The 19,359-nt window shown below is 63.4% G+C and carries 15 protein-coding genes; 8 read left to right on the forward strand and 7 right to left on the reverse strand.

Annotated features, from left to right (window positions below; translation table 11 throughout):
- The 3 genes from hrpA to dcd all read left to right on the forward strand — a co-directional run bounded on the left by hrpA (position 1) and on the right by dcd (position 6,205).
- Complete coding sequence (gene hrpA, locus VEC01_RS17990; protein WP_324902286.1) at positions 1-3,882, forward strand: ATP-dependent RNA helicase HrpA; 3,882 nt, start codon at positions 1-3, stop codon at positions 3,880-3,882.
- A gap of 279 nt (positions 3,883-4,161) precedes the next feature.
- Positions 4,162-5,484, forward strand: a complete 1,323-nt coding sequence (locus tag VEC01_RS17995) for an NAD(P)/FAD-dependent oxidoreductase (protein WP_324902287.1) — start codon at positions 4,162-4,164, stop codon at positions 5,482-5,484.
- A gap of 154 nt (positions 5,485-5,638) precedes the next feature.
- Entirely contained in the window at positions 5,639-6,205 is a 567-nt protein-coding gene (gene dcd, locus VEC01_RS18000; RefSeq protein WP_324902288.1) for a dCTP deaminase, read from the forward strand.
- Between the two features lie 22 nt (positions 6,206-6,227).
- Here dcd and VEC01_RS18005 read toward each other — a convergent pair whose 3' ends face one another.
- The 3 genes from VEC01_RS18005 to VEC01_RS18015 form a co-directional block, all read right to left on the reverse strand.
- Positions 6,228-6,569, reverse strand: coding sequence for a hypothetical protein (locus VEC01_RS18005; RefSeq protein ID WP_324902289.1), 342 nt, complete (start codon positions 6,567-6,569; stop codon positions 6,228-6,230).
- 408 nt (positions 6,570-6,977) lie between these two features.
- Complete coding sequence (locus tag VEC01_RS18010; protein ID WP_324902290.1) at positions 6,978-7,295, reverse strand: BON domain-containing protein; 318 nt, start codon at positions 7,293-7,295, stop codon at positions 6,978-6,980.
- Positions 7,296-7,509: 214 nt separating this feature from the next.
- Positions 7,510-8,403, reverse strand: a complete 894-nt coding sequence (locus VEC01_RS18015; protein WP_324902291.1) for a DMT family transporter — start codon at positions 8,401-8,403, stop codon at positions 7,510-7,512.
- Between the two features lie 171 nt (positions 8,404-8,574).
- On the opposite strand from VEC01_RS18015, the gene VEC01_RS18020 reads away from it, so the two are divergent.
- Together VEC01_RS18020 and VEC01_RS18025 are read left to right on the forward strand one after the other, a co-directional pair.
- Positions 8,575-10,659 (forward strand): hypothetical protein, encoded by a 2,085-nt coding sequence (locus tag VEC01_RS18020; RefSeq protein ID WP_324902292.1) that lies wholly within the window; start codon positions 8,575-8,577, stop codon positions 10,657-10,659.
- Positions 10,660-11,177: 518 nt separating this feature from the next.
- Complete coding sequence (locus VEC01_RS18025; protein WP_324902293.1) at positions 11,178-11,558, forward strand: DUF5710 domain-containing protein; 381 nt, start codon at positions 11,178-11,180, stop codon at positions 11,556-11,558.
- Positions 11,559-11,749: 191 nt separating this feature from the next.
- Here VEC01_RS18025 and VEC01_RS18030 read toward each other — a convergent pair whose 3' ends face one another.
- The 3 genes from VEC01_RS18030 to VEC01_RS18040 form a co-directional block, all read right to left on the reverse strand.
- Positions 11,750-12,031 carry a KTSC domain-containing protein gene (locus VEC01_RS18030; protein ID WP_324902294.1) on the reverse strand — a complete coding sequence of 94 codons (282 nt, stop codon included), beginning with the start codon at positions 12,029-12,031 and terminating at the stop codon, positions 11,750-11,752.
- Between the two features lie 316 nt (positions 12,032-12,347).
- The gene (locus VEC01_RS18035) at positions 12,348-12,668 is read right to left on the reverse strand and encodes a PilZ domain-containing protein (protein WP_324902295.1); all 321 of its coding nucleotides are present in this window, start codon (positions 12,666-12,668) and stop codon (positions 12,348-12,350) included.
- Positions 12,669-12,776: 108 nt separating this feature from the next.
- Positions 12,777-13,718 carry a MerR family transcriptional regulator gene (locus VEC01_RS18040; protein WP_324902296.1) on the reverse strand — a complete coding sequence of 314 codons (942 nt, stop codon included), beginning with the start codon at positions 13,716-13,718 and terminating at the stop codon, positions 12,777-12,779.
- Between the two features lie 215 nt (positions 13,719-13,933).
- Between VEC01_RS18040 and VEC01_RS18045 the strand changes: the two genes are divergently transcribed.
- Positions 13,934-14,218: a DUF378 domain-containing protein gene (locus VEC01_RS18045; protein WP_324902297.1), complete on the forward strand. Its 285-nt coding sequence runs from the start codon at positions 13,934-13,936 to the stop codon at positions 14,216-14,218.
- 237 nt (positions 14,219-14,455) lie between these two features.
- Positions 14,456-15,463 (forward strand): fasciclin domain-containing protein, encoded by a 1,008-nt coding sequence (locus VEC01_RS18050; protein WP_324902298.1) that lies wholly within the window; start codon positions 14,456-14,458, stop codon positions 15,461-15,463.
- A 795-nt stretch (positions 15,464-16,258) separates the two neighbouring features.
- On the opposite strand, the gene VEC01_RS18055 is transcribed toward VEC01_RS18050, so the two are convergent.
- Positions 16,259-17,590: a glycosyltransferase gene (locus VEC01_RS18055; protein ID WP_324902299.1), complete on the reverse strand. Its 1,332-nt coding sequence runs from the start codon at positions 17,588-17,590 to the stop codon at positions 16,259-16,261.
- A 574-nt stretch (positions 17,591-18,164) separates the two neighbouring features.
- On the opposite strand from VEC01_RS18055, the gene VEC01_RS18060 reads away from it, so the two are divergent.
- Entirely contained in the window at positions 18,165-19,334 is a 1,170-nt protein-coding gene (locus VEC01_RS18060; protein ID WP_324902300.1) for a zinc-dependent alcohol dehydrogenase, read from the forward strand.
- Positions 19,335-19,359 lie beyond the last annotated feature (25 nt).

A 19,359-nucleotide genomic window follows, 5' to 3' on the forward strand; every position in this document is an offset into this window, starting at 1 on the left:
ATGTCTGCACCCGAACATGCCCAAAAAAGTCCGCCCCGGCCGGCCAGGCCGCGGCGCGCCGAGGACAAGCCCGCCGCGCCGGTCGTCCGCAATCCCTTGCCGCCGATTACCTTCCCGGAAGAGCTGCCGGTTTCCGGCCGCCGCCAGGAGATCGCCGCCGCCCTGCAAGCGCATCAGGTCATCATCGTCAGCGGCGAAACCGGCTCCGGCAAGACCACCCAGCTGCCCAAGATCTGCCTCGAGCTCGGCCGCGGCCAGACGGGGCTGATCGGCCATACCCAGCCGCGCCGGATCGCGGCATCCTCGACCGCCAAGCGCATCGCGCAGGAACTCGGCTCGCCGCCGGGCGAGCATGTCGGCTTCAAGGTGCGCTTTACCGATACCCTGTCCAGGGGCGCATCGGTAAAGCTGATGACCGACGGCATCCTGCTGGCCGAGACCCAGACCGATCCGCTGCTCAAGCAATACGACACCATCATCATCGACGAGGCGCATGAGCGCAGCCTGAACATCGACTTCCTGCTCGGCTACCTGAGGCAGCTCTTGCCCAGGCGCCCGGACCTGAAGGTGATCATAACGTCGGCGACCATCGACGCCGACCGTTTCGCGCGCCATTTCGGCCGCCCGGACAAGCCGGCGCCGGTGATCGAAGTGTCCGGCCGGCTGTACCCTGTCGAGGTGCGCTACCGCCCGGTGGAGCCGTCCGAGAAGGGCGACGGCAAGCCGTCGGCGCAGAAGGAGCAGCGCGACCTGATGGATGCGGTGGTCGACGCGGTCGACGAGCTGGCCCGCCTCGGCCCGGGCGACGTGCTGGTCTTCCTGCCCGGCGAACGCGAAATCCGCGACGCGGCCGAGGCGCTGCGCAAGCACCATCCGCCGCATGTCGAGATCCTGCCGCTGTTCGCGCGCCTGTCGGTGCAGGAACAGGAGCGGGTGTTCAAGACCTCGAACGCGCGCCGCATCGTGCTGGCCACCAATGTCGCCGAAACCTCGCTGACGGTGCCCGGCATCCGCTATGTGGTCGACACCGGCCTGGCGCGGGTGAAGCGCTACAGCTACCGCAACAAGGTCGAGCAGCTGCAGATCGAGCCGATCGCGCAGTCGGCGGCGAACCAGCGCGCCGGCCGCTGCGGCCGCGTCGCCGCGGGCGTGTGCATCCGGCTGTATGAGGAGCAGGATTTCCTGCAGCGGCCGAAGTTCTCCGACCCGGAAATCCTGCGTTCCTCGCTGGCGGCGGTCATCCTGCGCATGAAGGCACTGCGCCTGACCGATGTCGAGACCTTCCCCTTCATCGAGCCGCCGATGGGGCGCGCGATCGCCGACGGCTACCAGCTGCTGCAGGAGCTGGGCGCGGTCGACGACGCGAACCAGCTCACGCCGCTCGGCCGCCAGCTTGCGAAGCTGCCGCTCGACCCCCGGGTGGGACGCATGATCCTTGCCGCCCGCGACAATGCGGCGCTCAGCGAGGTGCTGGTGATCGCCGCCGCGCTGTCAGTGCAGGATCCGCGCGACCGGCCGCTGGAGGCGCAGGACGCGGCGGACAATGCGCACAGGAAGTTCGCCGACGAGAAATCGGAGTTCCTCTCCTACCTGAAGATCTGGAGGTGGTTCGAGGATGCGATCGAGCACAAGAAATCCAACAAGCAGCTGATGGAAGGCTGCCGCGCGAACTTCCTGTCGCAGCTGCGCCTGCGCGAGTGGCGCGACGTCCATTCGCAGCTGCTGACGCTGGTGCGCGAGCAGGGCTGGCGCCTGAACGAATCGCCGGCGACCTTCGAGCAGGTGCATACCGCGCTGTTGACCGGGCTGCTAGGCAACGTCGGCTACAAGGTCGACGAGGAACAGCATTACCTGGGCGCGCGCGCCATCAAGTTCCATATCTGGCCGGGTTCGCAGCTGGCGAAGAAGGCGGGCCGCTGGGTGATGGCGGCCGAACTGGTCGAGACTACCCGCCTGTACGCGCGCTGCATCGCGCAGATCCAGCCGGAATGGCTGGAGCGCGTCGGCGGCCACCTGCTGAAGAAATCCTGGGGCGACCCGCGCTGGGAAAAACGCTCGGGGCAGGTGTCCGCGTACGAGCGCGCGACGCTGTACGGCCTGGTGGTCTACAGCCAGCGCCGCATCAATTACGGGCAGATCAATCCGAAGGAAGCGCGCGAGATCTTTATCCGCGGCGCGCTGGTCGCCGGCGAACTGGACACCCGCGCGCCTTTCCTCGCGCATAACCAGAAGCTGGTGCGCGAAATCGAGAACCTGGAGCACAAGTCGCGCCGGCTCGACGTGCTGGTCGACGAGGAACTGATCGCGGCCTTCTACGACAAGCTGGTTCCGCAGGACATCCATACCGCGACCGCGTTCGACAAGTGGCTGAAGGAAGCGACCGCGAAGAACCCGAAGCTGCTGCACCTAAACCGCGACGACCTGATGCGGCACGAGGCGGCCGGCGTGACCACCGACCTGTTCCCGAAGACGATGACGGTGGCCGGCGTGGCGATGACGCTGACCTACCACTTCGAACCGGGCAGCCAGCGCGACGGCGTCACGCTGGCGATTCCGCTGTACGCGCTGAACCAGGTGTCCGCCGAGCGCTGCGAATGGCTGGTGCCCGGCATGCTGAAGGAAAAGGTGCACCTGCTGCTGAAATCCCTGCCGCAGAAGCTGCGCCGCCATTGCGTGCCGCTGCCGGATTATGCGGCGGGGTTCTGCGAACGCGCCGAATTCGGCAAGGGCAACCTGATCGACACGATCATCGCCGACGTTCGCGAACAGACCGGCTTGACCGTCAAGACCACGGATTTCAAGCTGGAGACGCTGCCGGCCCACCATTTCATGAACTTCAAGGTGATCGACGAGCACGGACGGCAGCTGGAGATGGGCCGCAGTCTCGCCGGCCTGCAGGCGCAGTTCGGCGGCCAGGCGCGCGAAAGCTTCCAGAAGCTCGCAGAAAAGACCATCGTCGCGCCAAGCGAGCCGGCCTCCGGCGGGACCGAAACCGCGGCGAAGGAGGCGGCAGCCGGCGCTGCCGTCGCCGAATACCAGAACCTGACCACCTGGTCCTTCGGCGAACTGCCGGAGCTGCTCGAAATCGCACAGGGCAAGCAGACGCTGATCGGCTTTCCGGCGCTGGTCGACAAGGGCACGCATTGCGATCTCGAGGTGTTCGACGATCCGGCGGAAGCGGCCCGGGTCCACTGCACCGGCCTGCGTCGCCTGTTCTCGCTGCAATTGAAGGAGCAGCTGAAGTACCTGGAGAAGAACATTCCCGGCCTGCAGCAGATGGGCATGCAGTTCATGTCGCTCGGCACCCAGGAAGAGCTGCGCGACCAGATCATCCAGGCCGGCCTGGAGCGCGCCTGCCTGCAGGACCCGCTGCCGAAAAATGCGGAGGAATTCAACCGGCGCAAGGACGAGGGCAAGTCCCGCCTCGGCCTGCTGGTCAACGAGATCGCGCGGCTGGCGGCGCAGGTCCTGGCCGAGTACTACACGCTGCCGAAAAAGCTGCAGGGCGCCAAGGCGCATGCGCAGGCGGCGGCCGACATCCAGTCGCAGCTGCAGGCGCTGGTCGGCAAGCGCTTCATCGCGGACAACGACTACAGCCAGCTCGCGCATTTTCCGCGCTACCTGAAAGCGATCAACGTACGCCTCGACAAGCTGCGCGCCGACCCGGCACGGGATGCGCGCCTGATGGCCGAGTGGGCGCAGGTGGCCGCGCCCTGGCAGCGCGCGCAGAAAGACCGGCAGAAGGCCGCCGATCCGCGCATGACCGAATTCCGCTGGCTGCTGGAAGAGCTGCGGGTGTCGCTGTTCGCGCAGGAGTTGCGCACGCCGATGCCGGTGTCCGTTAAACGGCTGCAGAAGGTCTGGGAATCGATGCAGCGCTAGGCATACCGCGCTGTCTGGCGTGACGCCTGCGTTGCTCCGCATGCCTCTCGTACGCGTGCGCCGACGCCAATCCGTTCCGCTCGCGACGCTTGTCGAAAAGAGCCGGGGCACGCAGTCCTGTTGCGCTTCCTCAATGCATTCTTGCCGTGGATGATGCGCGCGGTTGATATTGTTCAATTGATAACATTTCGTGCCTCGATATAGTGGGTTTCATCATCCTCATCCACAGGGAAAAGGAATGCAGAAACTCAGCGCAGCGGCCGCGCACAGGATGGCCGCATGAGGCACGTCATTATCGGCAACGGGCCGGCGGGGGTGATCGCCGCGGAAACCCTGCGCAAGCACGCGCCGGATCACGATATCGTGCTGATTGGCGGCGAGACGGAGCAGCCGTACTCGCGCATGGCGATCCCGCAACTGCTGGCCGGCCATATCAGCGAAACCGGCACCTACCTGCGCCGCGACCGCGATTATTTTTCCCGGCTGCGGGTACGCATGGTGGCCGGGCGCGCCGAACATGTGAGCAGCCGCACGCGCACGGTCAAGATGGAAGACGGCAGCGCGATCGAGTTCGACCGGCTGCTGATCGCCACCGGCGCCGCGCCGCGCGTGCCCGCGATTCCCGGTATCGGTCTGCCCGGTGTCCATCCCTGCTGGACGCTGGACGACGCGCGCCGCATAGCGCGGCTGGCGAAGCCGGGCGCGCGCGTGGTGCTGATCGGCGCCGGCTTCGTCGGCTGCATCGTGATGGAGGCGCTGGCGCTGCGTGGAGTGCGGCTGACAGTGGTGGAGCGGCGTGACCGGATGCTGCCCAACATGATGGGCAAGGGCGCCGGCGACATGGTGCAGCGCTGGTGCGCCAAGAAGGGCATCGATGTCCACACCTCGTCCCGCGTGCTCGCCATCGGCGCCGGCAATCCGCGCGACGGCGGCCCGCTTGCGGTCAGGCTGTCGAACCATATGCAGATTCCGGCCGACCTGGTCGTCTATTCAGTCGGCACCGCGCCCAACGTCGGTTTCCTGAAGGGGAGCGGCATCAAATGCCTGCAGGGCGTGGTGGTCGATGCATCGATGCAGACCAACGTACCCGGCGTGTATGCCGCCGGCGACTGCGCCGAGAGCTTCGACGAGGCAAGCGGCCGCTCGCTGATCGCCGGCGTGCAGCCGAATGCCGCCGACCAGGCCTACTGCGCGGCTCTCAACATGACCGGCCGCCATGCGTTCCAGCGCGGCGTGAGGCAGATCGACGTGGTCGATACGCTCGGCCTGATTTCCTCGTCCTTCGGCAACTGGCAGGGGGTGCGCGGCGGGCAATGGGTGGAAATGGCCGATGAGCGCAATTTCCGCTATCTGCGGCTGGAGTTCTGCAAGGACGTGCTGGTCGGCTGCACCACGGTCGGCGTGACCGAACATGCGACCGTGCTGCGCAGCCTGATCCAGCACCATGTGCACCTGGGCGAGTGGAAGGACAGGCTGCTGCAGGACCCGATGCGCCTGAAGGAAGCCTACAGCGCCTGCGTGGAGCATCAGTACATCGCGCAGGCGTCAGCCTTCCACCATGCCGGCGCGAGGCAGCCGCAGCAGATGCGGCAGGCGGTGTAGCCGGTTCGGCAACACGCGCCGGGTTTCCTGATCAGGTTCAATCCTGAAAATAGCCCGCTGGGTGGGTTCCGGCGGGGTGTTTTCGCGTAAAATCGCGGGAATTCGCCCGCCGCACGGCGGATCGCATCACTTACCGAACCCTCTCGCGAACATAATGAGCATTAAATCCGACAAGTGGATCCGCCGCATGGCGGAGGAACACGGCATGATCGAACCCTTCGAGTCCGGCCAGGTGCGGCATGTGGATGGACAGAAGATCGTCAGCTACGGCACCTCTTCGTACGGCTACGATATCCGCTGTGCCGATGAATTCAAGATCTTCACCAACATCAACAGCACCATCGTCGATCCGAAGAATTTCGATGAAAAGTCCTTCGTCGATTTCAAGGGCGATGTCTGCATCATCCCGCCGAACTCCTTCGCGCTCGCGCGCACCGTCGAATACTTCCGCATCCCGCGCACCGTGCTGACGATCTGCCTCGGCAAGTCGACCTATGCGCGCTGCGGCATCATCGTCAACGTGACGCCATTCGAGCCGGAGTGGGAAGGCTATGTGACGCTGGAATTCTCCAATACGACGCCGTTGCCGGCGAAGATCTACGCGGGCGAGGGCTGCGCGCAGGTGCTGTTCTTCGAAAGCGACGAAGTGTGCGAGACCTCCTACCGCGACCGCGGCGGGAAATACCAGGGCCAGCGCGGCGTCACGCTGCCGAAGACCTGAGCCGGCGGAGGCCGGGTGCGGGCTATTGCTGACGCACCTTGGTCCGCACGAACTGCTCGAGTTGCGGCGATGTCGTCGTCGCTTCACAACTTACCCCGGCGGCTTCCCCCGGCGCGCCGCCTTGCGCCCCCAGCACCGTCTCGGGAATGCCGCAGACCCCGGATGCGACACTGACGGGCACTTGCACTGTCAGCGGGATCAGGCTCGCCTGAACGCCGATGTTTTTCGCAATGTCCGTGGCGACGGTTTTGATGTCAACGATGACCAGGCCGAATTCCTGCGGAGGAGAAGACGCCGATGCCGGCGTCCAGAGAGCTGCAGTGGCGCAAATGGCTGTGAAAATTGCCGAAATCGGTTTCATCATCAGGCCCCCTGAAGAGTTATGGCCACAGAAACCCCTGTCCTTCGAGCGGCAAGAACAATCTGCGCAAAGAACAGAACTGGAGAGCCGCCGAAACGGCCCTCATTTCAATATCATTCACGTACCCGGCACTGGCGAGGACTGTTACGATGGCTTACACAGTCGGCCGGCAAGGCGGCTGGGAACCCCGTGGCCTCTGACTAACCGCCGGATCTGCCCGTGGCCGCAGCACCGAAGCATTGCAGCTCTTACCCGAAAGCATTCTTGTTTGCATGCACAGGCGGCGCCCCGGGACGGCCCGCATTCGGCAGGCGAACGGCACCCGCGCACGAGTCACAAACCCGTGGGATTTTTTACACGCGGCGGCAGTGCTGCCCGCCGGTTTTTGCGATTCGTTTTGCCGCGGGTATGCTAGCGACCCGAGCTTTGGTTCAGCACCTGGAGATTGTTGAACACCTGTTGCACGCCGCTGATCTTCAACGCGGTCTGCCCCGCGTCGTATTTCTGCTTTTCCGTGCCGATAAAGCCGGACAGGATCACGACGCCGCTCTGGGTCTGCACCTTGACCGAGTCCGCGCCGCCTATTCCCTGCGTTTGTGCGATTTGCTGTTTGATGCGCCCAGCCAACTGTTCTTCCGGCGACCGGGTGGGAGATGCGCAAGCACCCAGCAGCAGTGCTGCACCGAGGATAAGACCGGCAGTTTTCATGGCAATCCCTTTCTTCATCATTGTTGGATCAACGCGACGCCAGAGCACACAGGCATGACGCCTCGACCTGTGTGCGGGCGTCGTTCCCGCATCGGGATTAGCACGGAACGTGCCACCGAGGGATGGTGGTGGCGAGGAAAAAGCCAGCGCAGGATTTCACCCCACCTAGCCGATCGGGGCAACGACCCGGCAACGGGTATGCGGTTAGTTTGGCTTGCAACCCAGAAATCCGCCGTCATCCGTCGTTCAGTTTGCCGCCGCGCACCGGCCGGTGCATGAGCGATGCGACCAGCACCGCGCCGCATATCAGCAAGCCGCCGAGGAGCGTGCGCGCCGCCGGCGCCTCGTCAAGCAGCAGCCACGCCAGCAGGATGCCGTAGACCGGTTCGAGGCCGAACACGACGCTGGCGGTCTGCGCGCGCAGATGGCGCAGGCTGGCTACCACCAGCGATTGCCCGAGCGCCGTGAACACGACGCCCAGCACGAGCAGCAGCGACAGATCGCGCGAAGTGAGCATCCCTTCCCACTGCAACGCCAGCGGCAGCGTGCACAGCGCGGCGAAAGCCTGCTGGTAGAAAGAGATGCTCACCGCCGGATACCTGCCGGCGTAAGACCGGCTCAGCAGCGACAGCGCCGCATAGGTGAATGCCGACAGCACCCCCCAGAGCAAGCCTTGTGTCAGGTGGTTGCCGAGGTCGAAGCTCGGCGTGACGAGGACCAGTCCCAGCGTGACGACGATGGCGGTGGCGACGTCGCGCCTGTGCAGGCGTTCGCCAAACACGACCGGCTCGAGGAAAGTCACGAATAACGGAAAGGACGAGAACGCGAGCAGGCCGATGGCGACGGTCGAGACCTGGATCGACAGGAAGAAAGTGAACCAGTGTGCCGCGAGCAGCGCGCCGGTCGCGGCCAGCACGAGGAAGTCCTTGGTGCCGTGCAGCCTCAGGCTGGACTTGGCCAGCATCGCGACCGCCAGCAGGGCGAGGCTGCCGAAGACGGTGCGCCCGGCCGTCAGCACGGCGGCGCTGACAGGCAGGAATTTCGCGAACAGGCCGGCGCCGCCGGCCAGGAGCACGGCGGCGTGGATCTGCAGCAGGCCGGCGTGGTGGCTGGAGCGGGTGGCAGGCATGGCCGGCATCATAACCCGCATCTTTCGTTGCTGCACGACGCGCGATGCATCCCATGAATCCGGTATTGCTGCCCGTGTGCGCGCATGTCAGCATGCGCACAAACGATCAAGGTCCTCGCCTTCATGCAGGCAACGCACGGCGATCGACATCACCGACGACGGGAAACGAAGATGAAGACAACAGGATTACCCTTCGCTGCAAGCCTTGCCATTGCCGCCTCGGCTTGCCTGCTGGCCGCGGCATGCGGCGGCGGGGGCGCCTCGGTGCAGGCGCCGGAAAGCGCATCCTCTCCCGGTCTCTACCACCTTGCGGGCGCGTTGGGCGGGCCGGGGAATGTCGATGCGGCCGGTGTTGAAGCGCGGTTTATTGGCCCGCTCGGCCTCGCGATCGATACGGCCGGAAATCTCTTTGTCGCCGATATCGGCGCGGTACGCAAGGTTGATCCGTCGGGTGTCGTCACCACGCTGCCACCATCCGCTGCCAGTCCGGCGGCGGTGGCAGTGGACGGCAATGGAAACGTATATGTCGCGGGCGACGACGACCACGCGATCTTCAAGATCACGCGCGACGGGCAGGTGAGCACGCTGGCCGGAACGGTCGGGCAGACGGGCCTGGCGGCCGATAACGATGACGGGACCGGCGCGCAAGCACGGTTTTCCTGGCCGCTTGGCATGACGATCGACAATGCCGGCAACCTGTATGTGACGGAAGGTCATGGAAGAATTCCGGGCCTGCCCGGTTTCCATAGTGCGGGGAGGATACGCAAGATTACGCCCCAAGGCGTGGTAAGCACGCTGGCGGGCCGCGAGGCAGTCACCGGGAGCGCGGATGGAACCGGAGCCGCCGCACGGTTCCTGCAGCCGACCGGCGCGGCCGTGGACAATGCCGGCAACCTGTATGTGGCCGACACCGGAAATTCGACGATCAGGAAGGTGACACCAGCAGGAGAGGTGACGACGATCGCGGGCAGCGCCGGAAACGCCGGGGATGCCGACGGCCCGGGTTTTGTCGCCCGGTTCCGTAAACCGCGCGGCGTTGCCATCGACGGCGCGGGCAATGTGTTCGTGGCCGATACAGAGAACCATACCATCCGCCGCATCGCCGCCGATGGCAGCGTCACTACGGTGGCGGGAAAGGCGGGGGAAGCAGGCAGCGTCGATGGCGTGGGGCCGGCGGCGCGCCTGCACAGCCCGTACGGCATCGTGATCGACCCGGGCGGCAACCTTTACGTGTCCGACCGCGATGGCACGACATTGAGGAAAATCACGCCGGGCGGCGCGGTGTCCACGATCGCCGGAAGCGCGCGGTCGCTGGGGGCAAGCGACGGTCCTGCTGCGCAGGCACGCTTCGGCAATCCCGTCGCCGTCGCCGCCGATGCAAGCGGCAGCATCTATGTCACCGACGCGTACAACTATGCGATCCGCGCAATCCGCGGCGGCGTCGTGACAACGATTGCCGGGGGCGCCGGCAGGAGCGGCTACGCGGACGGCGCCGGCGACGCCGCGCAATTCACGCTCCCTTCCGGCATCGCCGCCGGCGCCAACGGCGACCTGTATGTCGCCGACGAGTACAACCGCGTGATCCGGAAAGTGGCGCGCGACGGCAGTGTCTCAACCTTTGCCGGCGTGCGTGACGCCGGTTACCAGCTGATCGATGGCGACCGAAGCAGCGCTCGCTTTTCGTCGCCGTCAAGCGTGGTGGCTGACAGCGCGGGCTTCCTGTATGTGACCGACGGCAGCACAGTCCGCAAGGTCGCGCCGGACGGCAGCGTCACAACGCTCGCCGGCGATGCCCGGAATGCCGAAGAAAGCGTGGATGGCACCGGAACCGCCGCAAAGTTCGCCGGCCCGAATGCGATCGCCAGGGATGCGCAGGGAAATCTGTACGTAACGGAAATTTACGGCAAGACGGTCCGGAAAATCACGCCGGCCGGTGTGGTCACCACCCTGGCCGGCACGGCAAGAAGCAGCAGGGGTTCCGTGGACGGCATCGGGCGGGACGCCAGCTTCTCTTTTTTGAAGGGGATCGCAGTCGATACGTCAGGCAACGTCTACGTCTCGGATGCCAGCCTGATCCGCAGGATCACGCCTGCCGGAGTCGTCTCCACGGTCGCCGGCGCGCCGGGCAGGTATGGCATCCACCTGGGTAATCTGCCGGGCAGTCTGTTCTCGCCGAAGGGCTTGTGGTTCGTGGCGCCGAACACACTGCTCGTCGCGGAAGAGAGCAGCGTCCTCCGGCTGGTCCTTCCCCAATAGCACCGTGAAAAAAAACCCTCCCTCCTTGCGGAGGGAGGGACAGGTAAGGGGTAGGGTGTTTGCGATACATCGGCCGTACTTCACGCATCCTGCCCCCAACCCAAGGCCTCCCGATGGCGAGGGAGGCAACCCTCCTCTGGAGCTTGTAATCCCTTACGTCATGAACCCGCGATGGTGAGCGGGGATATGCGGTAGATATCCTTACCGCGCGGCGCCGCCCACCACGAAGCGATGCGAGGCCAGCGATGGTGCGCTCCATGGAGCGAAGCCGGCGTCACGTCGGGATACGAGAGCACAATATCCCGTTGCGGAAATGGAATGATCATGCTTGCAAATGCACGAGCCGTATGTTTCCGAGATGAGAGAGCTGTTGCGAAATGTAAGACGGCAATGAAACCGGGCGGGGGAATCGACGGAGTGAGGCGAGCTGTCGCTCTGTAGCCGTGGCTTCGATCGAGAAGGATGCGTGCCCGACCACGGCCTGCGATAATGCGGGTCAAACTATCGCCCGAGCCGCCATGACTGACGCCCCGCCATTCGATCCGCCTTATTTTTCTGTTGAGAGCACTGCGCAAGGTGTGCGCGTCATTGAGACCCGTGCCGACGGCAGCCAGCAGGAGTGCATGCTGCCGGCAGGAGAAGCGCCCGCGCCGTGGGTCGGCAGCTCGAACGGCGCGTCAGTGGCATCCGCAAGTTCGCGTAGTCTTCCAAAAAAGGGCACGCGGCCGCCAGCCGGTATGCCGCCAGGTTCTACCCTGATCGCAGTCCCATTCGCCGAGAAGGATGCGGCCAAGAAGCTTGGCGCGCGCTGGAATGCCGAGCGGCGATCATGGTATGTGCCGCCTGGTACCGATGCATCCCTTTTCAAACGCTGGCGCCGCGACGAAAACGATTCATGACTGTCCGTGCTCACGCGCGACCGCACGCAGCCTTTCCGGTGGCAGCGGTTGGCCGAATACAGGCGATCCGAACGCTACCTGGACGGGCGCCGCGCTCGCTATGGCGGACCAAGGCTTAAAGCTGGCGAAATCCAGCAGCCGTGAAGCTTGTCGAAAACATTGCAGGGCAGTTCATTCGTACTCGCCCGATCCTAAGTATCCGCATCCTCGCCGGGAGCCTTGAAAAGGTCTTCGAGCGACCGCGATTTTCCCTGCGGCCGGACCGTGCCCCGGCGGCCGGTAAACTCTTCCTCGATGTTGTCGCGGTAGTAGCTCCATGCCGCGCCGGAGGTCGACAATCGGCGCCACACCTCGGCCCCGACACCGGAATAATCTATCGCGGTTCCGTCTTCGAATTCGACCCGCAGCACACGTTCACGCGCGTCGTAGCCGATCGCACGCAGTTTCCCCGCATTGATCCTTTTCATCTCCATGATGCACTCCATCCGTATCCATGACTTGCATGTGGTTCGCTGAGCGGCACGCGCAAGAGCGATAAGGCTTGCTCCTGCATGAATTCGAGCTTGAGAACCCTTGGTGAAGTTCCTTCTGACACCGGTGGAAGAGTAATAGACCAGAAAGGGAATGCGGCAGCGCCTGCCAACGCCAGTTTTTTTACCTTTGGCAGGCGCGAGCGACTGACGGCCGCGGTTCCGCTCGTCCAACCCGCCGGCGGCGAAGGGTGAACTTCAAGCTGTCCGGCAATCTCAAGCGCGTCGTTCACCTCGCGCCGGCTGGCACCAAGATGCGCTAGATCGATTTCGCCTGGAGCATCAGAGCCTCAACCACGGCGCGGTTCGCCTCTGTCAAAGGATGGAAGCGAATACCGGTTCGAAAGATGCCGGGCTCGCATTCGAACGAGTAGACAGTCTTGCCCAGCAGGCCAAGCTTTCGCGACAGCGCTTCCAGCGAAACGGTCACATCGGTCGCCGACGGAAAGAAATGCGGCGAGATGACGCATGCCCCGCCCCGGGAAAGGTCCTTGATCTTGGCACGAAATGCTTCGCCGTCGACGATGAGATGTGCGTCGAGATAAACATCAATGCGTGGAAAACGTCGCGATTCTGGCATAGTCGGTCCAAATATTTCCTGGTGGAAATATACACGCAACAACTGTTGCCGGCAAGTATGGTTTCGCCTGTGCTGCCAGCGGCGTTTCGCCCCCCGCTTTGCCGCGGGTTACGGCAATACCCTTCTGCGCCACTCCGCCAGGGCAGCGGGAATGTCATGCAGGTCCATATTCTTGACCGCTGACTGCGTGCGGCGCCGCAGCACGGCGCTGCGCCCACCGGCCCAGATCTCCACGGAAGGCGGCAATTCGGCGCGCAGGTCTGCCAGCGCGCCGAGCACATGGGCCGGCCGCGCAGAAACGGAGAATGACAATGCGACGATGTCCGCCGCGTGGACTCTGGCTGCCTGCGCGATTTCCGTCACGGGCGTGTGAACGCCAAGCGAAATGCAACGCGCGCCTTCGAGAACGAAAATCGCCTCGGCCATCAGCAGCCCGAGGCCGTGCAATTCGTGCGGGATGGTCGTCAGCACGATACGGGGCAGCGGTCCTGCCCCGGTCGCCGTATCCGGCGCCGGAATGGAGCTGATCGCATTGCGCATTATCACCTGCACCGTTTCGGTGTACAGATGCTCCTCGAAGACGGCAAGCTGTCCGCTCGCCCACTGTGCGCCAATCATTGTCGTAAGCGGTGCAATCACGTCGGTCACGAAACGATATATCCCGCTCCTCAAGAGGCACTGCGTCAGTTCGCGGCGCAATTCGTCAATGCGATGCTCCCTGCAGAGCGCGACAAAGTGCAGCAGATCGTCACGCTCTTCGGCCGGCTCGACGATCGTCCTGCCTCGCTTAGGCGTTTGAGCCGCCATCCCGCGCAGGATGTTCGTATCGGCGCCGACCAGCTTGCCCGGGCGGTGCCCCTGGTCCATCAGGCCTTTTATCAACCGCAGCTTCTCGACCTGCTCCGGCGGATAGGTTCGCTCGCCAGACCCGTCACGTCCCGGTGAAGGAAAGTTGTAGCGCCGCTCCCAGACGCGCAGGGTGTCCTTCGACAGCCCCGTCTCGCGCTCAACGGCGGCGATACTCAAATCGTTTGGTGGGGAATTGGACATTTCCTTTGATTATCAATGATTTCAATGCGCCGGCACCTTTTGCTAAAGCCATTCTATCAACACAGACGTCCTAGACAAATAAGAATTTTTGTCGAACCTTCCGCAGCTGCGGCAGTCCATTCCAATTACCTGCGTCGGAGGCTGACACGGTGAAGTTTTTTGACCGGGAGGCAAGGCGTACGCAGTTTTTCGCAACGACACAAAGGAGATACATCATGGCAACAATTGTTGAAGGTCACCTGCATGAAAGGCGCCATACTCCCGAACGGCGCTCCGGATCACGCACCGCACGGGCAAGTCGCATGAACGCCGTCGACTGGATTTCAATGGCCCTGCTGATAGTCGGCGGTATCAATTGGGGCCTCGTAGGACTGTTCGGCTTCGATCTGGTGGCCACGTTGTTCGGCGAAATGAGTCTTCTCTCGCGAATCGTCTATGCAGTGGTAGGCCTCTCTGCGCTTTACACGATTTACACCAGCAGCAAGATGTCGCGCTCCTGATCCTTGCGGGGTAGACAAAGGAGAAACGCCCGGCGCCGAACGCGCCGGGCGTTTCTTTTTGCTCGCAGATACAAGAAGATGGTGGTACGCACGATCATTTTGTCTTGGACAAAACGTGGTATGGTTTGATGAATGTCAAGCTCTCCGGGACTCGCACTCCTATGCTTTTGATACCGGTGACGGACTTCAACACCCCGTGTTCACTCGTTGACGACACTCATTTCCCTGGAGACCACCATGAAATCTGCGAAATACCTGTTCCCGCTGTTATCCGTCGTCCTGTTTTCCGCCTGCGGCGGCAGCGACAATGACGACCTCGGTGCCGCCCTGCCGGCGGCCGCCGCGCCATCGTCGGCCGGCGCGGCCTCCTCGGCCCCCGGAGCATCTCCCACGATCGACAAAGTCGCCGGGGCAAGCGGCTTCAATGCCTTGCTGGCGGCTGCCACCAAAGCCGAGCTGGGAGCGGCCCTGGCTGACAGCAATGCCCGGTTGACGGTATTCGCACCGACCGACGCCGCGTTCAACCAGCTCGCCGCAAGCCTGGGCTTTGCCAATGCAACGGCGATGGTGGATGCATTGCCGCCCGCTGCGCTGAAGAGCATCCTGACATACCACGTCCTGCCAGCCAGCAGGGCGGCGTCCGAACTCCGTGCGACGCCGCAATCGGCACAGCCGACGCTGTATTCCTTTGAAGGGCAGCCCGCCGCGGTCACGCTCAACAGCAGCCAGTCATCCGTGACACTGACCGATGCGGCGCTTACCACTGCGAACGTGACGGCGCCCGATGTTGCGGCGAGCAACGGTGTGATTCACGCGATCGACAAGGTGCTGGTGCCGCCGGGCGTCCTGAATATCGTGCAAATGGCGCAGGTCAATCCGCAGCTGTCTTCCCTGGTGGGCGCGGTGACCGGAGCAAACCTGCAGGCAAGCTTGTCCGCGCCAGGCGCGTTTACGGTTTTCGCGCCGACCAACAGCGCCTTCGCCGCGGCGCCGGCCGGCCTCACGCCGCAGCAATTGAAGACGGTCTTGACCTACCATGCGCTCGGCACGCAGGTGCTTGCGTCACAGATCCCGTTCGGTGCGCCGGTCAACACGCTCGCCTCGCAATCGATCGTCATCAATGCCGGCACGCCGCCGACGATCAGCGACACGAGTGCGACTCCTGCGCGGATCGTGGCGACAAACGTAAGGGCGAGCAACGGCGTGATACATGTGATCGACAAGGTCCTCATCCCCGCGCTGTAAGCCGGTGTCATCCCGAGCGAGCGCATGGGCGGCCCGAACCGATATTCCTGCGGCTGGCGCACGCGGCATTCTGCGCCAAGCCTCGTGCCGCCTTCGGCGGGATACTTGGCACACCGTCGGAAGCAATAGCCTTTACGGTGTGCTGGATTTTCCAGCGGAAACGCGTCGGCGGGATCTTTTCAGCGAGCCGAAATCGGTAAGGAAACTTTAGTAGATGTCGAACCCGGAACCCTGCCGGCCGCCCTTGGGTCATACAGGAAATGGGCGACATGGCGTTGTCCCTAAAGACCGGAGGTGTGAGATGCGAAAGATGATCATGATGGCGCTGGCTGGATTTCTGTGGCGTAAGGTTCAGGCGCGTGTCTTCAAGCGCGCGTATTCCGGCAGGTCGATGCGCCGCTTCTAGAGCGGGGCGATGGCGCGGCGCTTTTCCTGCCGCGCTTTTTCTTGCCGCGCTTCCCCGCCCTCGCGGGAACGCCACGGGCACGCCGCGGGTCGAGCCATGTCCCGGTGTTCTTGAAGGCCTTGTTCGGCGACGTGCCGTCGCCGCCAATCGAGCCGGAGGGGACCGCGGCGAAAACCACTCCTTGCGGGTTGCGGCTCAGGCCGGTGTAAAGCCCGGATCCGCCGCTCCAATCAATTTCAATGCGGCGTCCCTGCCGGTTGCTGTGACCGCAGCCGTGATCGCCATGCCTTTGCGATCGCATGCTGCCGCGAGTAGCCCCAACCCTGCTGGACCGCGAAATAATTCCGCACCGCGACCTTGTTGTCCCGCAGGTCCGCCACCCCGGGAAATCACCCGGGCGAATCCAGCGCGTCTTGATGTTCCGTCGACTTGGCGCCGCGCGCGTCATAAAGCTCAGCCTGCAGAAGACGCTCGATTTCCTTGCACAGTCCTGCCGGGTTTGGGGGCGGAATGAAGCGTGCCGCGAGTACTGAACACCGAGCACGAATGGCTTCAGAAGCGTGAAGGGCCTGAAGGCGCTTCGCCAGCTTGCGCGGCCGCAGCCGCTTTGCGGGAATGACCGTGCCGACGCCGAGCGACGCGACGCGCGCGCCGTTGTCGAACTGATCCCAGGCAAAGGGAACAATCAATTGGGGCACGCCAGCGCGCAGCGCTTCTGCAGTTGTGCCGATGCCGCCATGATGGACGAGCGCCGCGCTGCGCGGCAGGAGCGCAGACAGCGGCACATACGGTTGCCACAGCACCGACTCAGGAAGGTGTGGCGGAAGCTGGTTGCGCTCCCCGGTCAGGAAAATCGCGCGCCGCCCGAGCCTGCCGACGGCGGAGAGGGCGCAAGCGAAGAAGCCGGCAGCATGGAGATTTCCGGTGCCCGGAGTGAAGACCAGCGGTTTTTCGCCACGAACAAGAAAGGCGGAAAGTTCTTCCGTGAAGCCGTCCTGTCCGCTTGCGTCAAACAGCTGGAAGTCGCCCGAAATCAACGGGTGCGGCCAATCCGGTACGGCGGGCGCGAACCAGGAAGGAAAGAGGGTGACCGACAGGTCAGGCGCTTCGGCGATATGCGTCAGAAAAGAATCAAGCTCCGGCAAACCCAGTGGTTTGCGCACGGCGTTGATCTGGGCGACTGCAACCGGGTCAATCCAGCCTTTTTCGACAAACCGCCAGAGCGCGCGCCGCCACCGCATCGGCACCCAGCGCGGCACTGAGGTCGGGCCGATCTGCAGCGGGTCGTGGCAGGTTCGCAGATTCGACGGCGCAAGATAAGCGGCAACGACAGAGCTGATGGAACCGCAGTCCCGGGCGATCGCAGCAGCGGGCACAGCGAACGGATGCGCGATCGCCACCAGCGGGCCTGGCGGAGAAACGGATCGGATGGCTTCGTCCATCTGTTTCAAATGGTCGCTGTAGCCGGCCATTAGCGCGGAGAACCCTTTCCTGGGATCCCATAAATCGGGATTCGCAATGATGCGCTGGTACTCCTCGTCAGTTCCGATCCCGACACACGGAAGCCCGGCGCGCAGTACATGGTGCGCGTGGCAGGTGTTCGTGATGAAGGTAAGTTTCCGCCCGAGCGCCCGCAGTGCATCGGCAATACGTATGAACGGATAGATATCGCCGGTGGTGCCGACAGTGATAACGAGATAGTCGGGAGTGTTTTCGGACACGGCACGCAGCCTCCTGATTTAGCGCCGGTTTTTTTTCTGTGCTTCCTATCGTTCGTATGCCGGCTGCAAGGACAGTGGCCCTATTAGAAACCAAAAGCACGGAAAACGCGACGCTATGAACGCTGTCTCCCAAAAGGAGGGCATAGGAGGCCTTTCCTGATATTCGTGGCCGATGAAGCTGCATTCGCTGCCTATGACCAGTTGAAGCGCCGTATGTTTCACCAAAGAACGTAAGCACCGCGGCCTGCCACAGGCAGTCGGAACGAAACTTTTCCACACATCCGGGTCTTAACAAAAAGCTCAGAATGAGTGAAATGCGAACGAGCTTTTCCTCGCTGTTCTTCTGCCCTGTCCACCGGCTGGATTGCACAAGGTTGCAAGGTGTTGCAAGCACAAGCCCGGACACCGCCTGCAGTAAGGCGCGGCAATGGCCGCGCGGGCGGCGCGGCGGCGATCAGTTCAGCGGTTGCACCAGGGGCCTTATCGATTGTTCTGCCGGGGCTGACTGCCCTCTGTTGAACCAGTCTTGTATTCGCTCCGGCACAGCCGCGTTCTTTCTCACAAGGAGCGCGTTATGTTAGCAATGAATTACCGAGGTCCCTACCGTGTTCGTGCCGAGCAAAAGCCCGACCCGGTCATCGCCCACCCGAACGACGCGATAGTACGCGTCACGCGGTCATGTATCTGCGGCTCCGACCTGCACCTTTACCATGGCCTGGTGCCGGATACCCGGGTCGGCATGACGTTTGGCCATGAGTTCACCGGCATCGTCGAAGAGGTCGGCCCTTCGGTCCGGAACCTGAAGGTCGGCGACCAGGTCCTTGTGCCCTTCAATATCTTTTGCGGATCTTGTTATTTCTGCCAGAAAGAGCTCTATGGCAACTGCCATAACACGAACCCCCAAGCGTCGGCGGTCGGCGCGATCTACGGTTATTCGCATACGGCTGGCGGCTATGACGGCGGGCAGGCGGATTTCGTCCGCGTGCCGCTCGCCGATATCAATCCCACCGTCATACCCAAAGACCTCCATGTCGACGATGCCGTGCTGCTGACGGATGCCGTCCCTACCGGATACCAGGCGGCGGAGATGGGCGAGATCGAGGAAGGCGACACTGTGGTGGTCTTCGGCGCAGGTCCGGTCGGGATTTTCGCTGCCAAGTCGGCCTGGCTCATGGGAGCCGGCCGCGTCATCGTCGTCGATCACGTCGAATACCGGCTCGAGTTCGTCCAGAGATATGCGCAGTGCGAAGTGGTCAACTTCAAGGATGTGAGAGACATGGCGGAGCACATCAAGAAGATGACGGACTGGCTGGGGGCCGATGTCTGCATAGACGCTGTCGGCTGCGAAGCCGCCGGCAGCGCGGTGCAGAGCCTGACCGGCAGGTATATTCCGCTGCAAGCCGGCGCCGCCACGGCGCTCCACTGGGCGATCAACTCGGTACGCAAGGGGGGCACGGTGTCGATTGTCGGCGTGTACGGCCCGACTTTCAATGCGGTGCCGATCGGGAACGCGCTCAACAAGGGCCTGACTTTGCGCATGAACCAGGCGAGCGTGAAGCGTCACCTGCCACGACTGATCGAGCATATCCAGGCTGGCCGGCTGGATCCCAAGCAAATCATCACGCATCGCGTTCCGCTGGAAGAAGTCTCCGATGCCTATCACATCTTCTCCAGCAAACTCGACAACTGCATCAAGACCGTGCTGATCCCGCCAGCCGCAGCAGGCGCGCCATTGATCCACTAAGCATGCCCATTACCTTTCGAGGAGC

Source organism: Noviherbaspirillum sp., assembly GCF_035627455.1.
GTDB lineage: Bacteria > Pseudomonadota > Gammaproteobacteria > Burkholderiales > Burkholderiaceae_D > Noviherbaspirillum.

What these genes read in the sequence shown, in the direction of transcription:
- hrpA (WP_324902286.1), top strand. Translation starts at nt 1, where the DNA reads ATGTCTGCACCCGAACATGCCCAAAAAAGTCCGCCCCGGCCGGCCAGG.
- VEC01_RS17995 (WP_324902287.1), top strand. Translation starts at nt 4,162, where the DNA reads ATGAGGCACGTCATTATCGGCAACGGGCCGGCGGGGGTGATCGCCGCG.
- dcd (WP_324902288.1), top strand. Translation starts at nt 5,639, where the DNA reads ATGAGCATTAAATCCGACAAGTGGATCCGCCGCATGGCGGAGGAACAC.
- VEC01_RS18005 (WP_324902289.1), bottom strand. Translation starts at nt 6,569, where the DNA reads ATGATGAAACCGATTTCGGCAATTTTCACAGCCATTTGCGCCACTGCA.
- VEC01_RS18010 (WP_324902290.1), bottom strand. Translation starts at nt 7,295, where the DNA reads ATGATGAAGAAAGGGATTGCCATGAAAACTGCCGGTCTTATCCTCGGT.
- VEC01_RS18015 (WP_324902291.1), bottom strand. Translation starts at nt 8,403, where the DNA reads ATGCCTGCCACCCGCTCCAGCCACCACGCCGGCCTGCTGCAGATCCAC.
- VEC01_RS18020 (WP_324902292.1), top strand. Translation starts at nt 8,575, where the DNA reads ATGAAGACAACAGGATTACCCTTCGCTGCAAGCCTTGCCATTGCCGCC.
- VEC01_RS18025 (WP_324902293.1), top strand. Translation starts at nt 11,178, where the DNA reads ATGACTGACGCCCCGCCATTCGATCCGCCTTATTTTTCTGTTGAGAGC.
- VEC01_RS18030 (WP_324902294.1), bottom strand. Translation starts at nt 12,031, where the DNA reads ATGGAGATGAAAAGGATCAATGCGGGGAAACTGCGTGCGATCGGCTAC.
- VEC01_RS18035 (WP_324902295.1), bottom strand. Translation starts at nt 12,668, where the DNA reads ATGCCAGAATCGCGACGTTTTCCACGCATTGATGTTTATCTCGACGCA.
- VEC01_RS18040 (WP_324902296.1), bottom strand. Translation starts at nt 13,718, where the DNA reads ATGTCCAATTCCCCACCAAACGATTTGAGTATCGCCGCCGTTGAGCGC.
- VEC01_RS18045 (WP_324902297.1), top strand. Translation starts at nt 13,934, where the DNA reads ATGGCAACAATTGTTGAAGGTCACCTGCATGAAAGGCGCCATACTCCC.
- VEC01_RS18050 (WP_324902298.1), top strand. Translation starts at nt 14,456, where the DNA reads ATGAAATCTGCGAAATACCTGTTCCCGCTGTTATCCGTCGTCCTGTTT.
- VEC01_RS18060 (WP_324902300.1), top strand. Translation starts at nt 18,165, where the DNA reads ATGTTAGCAATGAATTACCGAGGTCCCTACCGTGTTCGTGCCGAGCAA.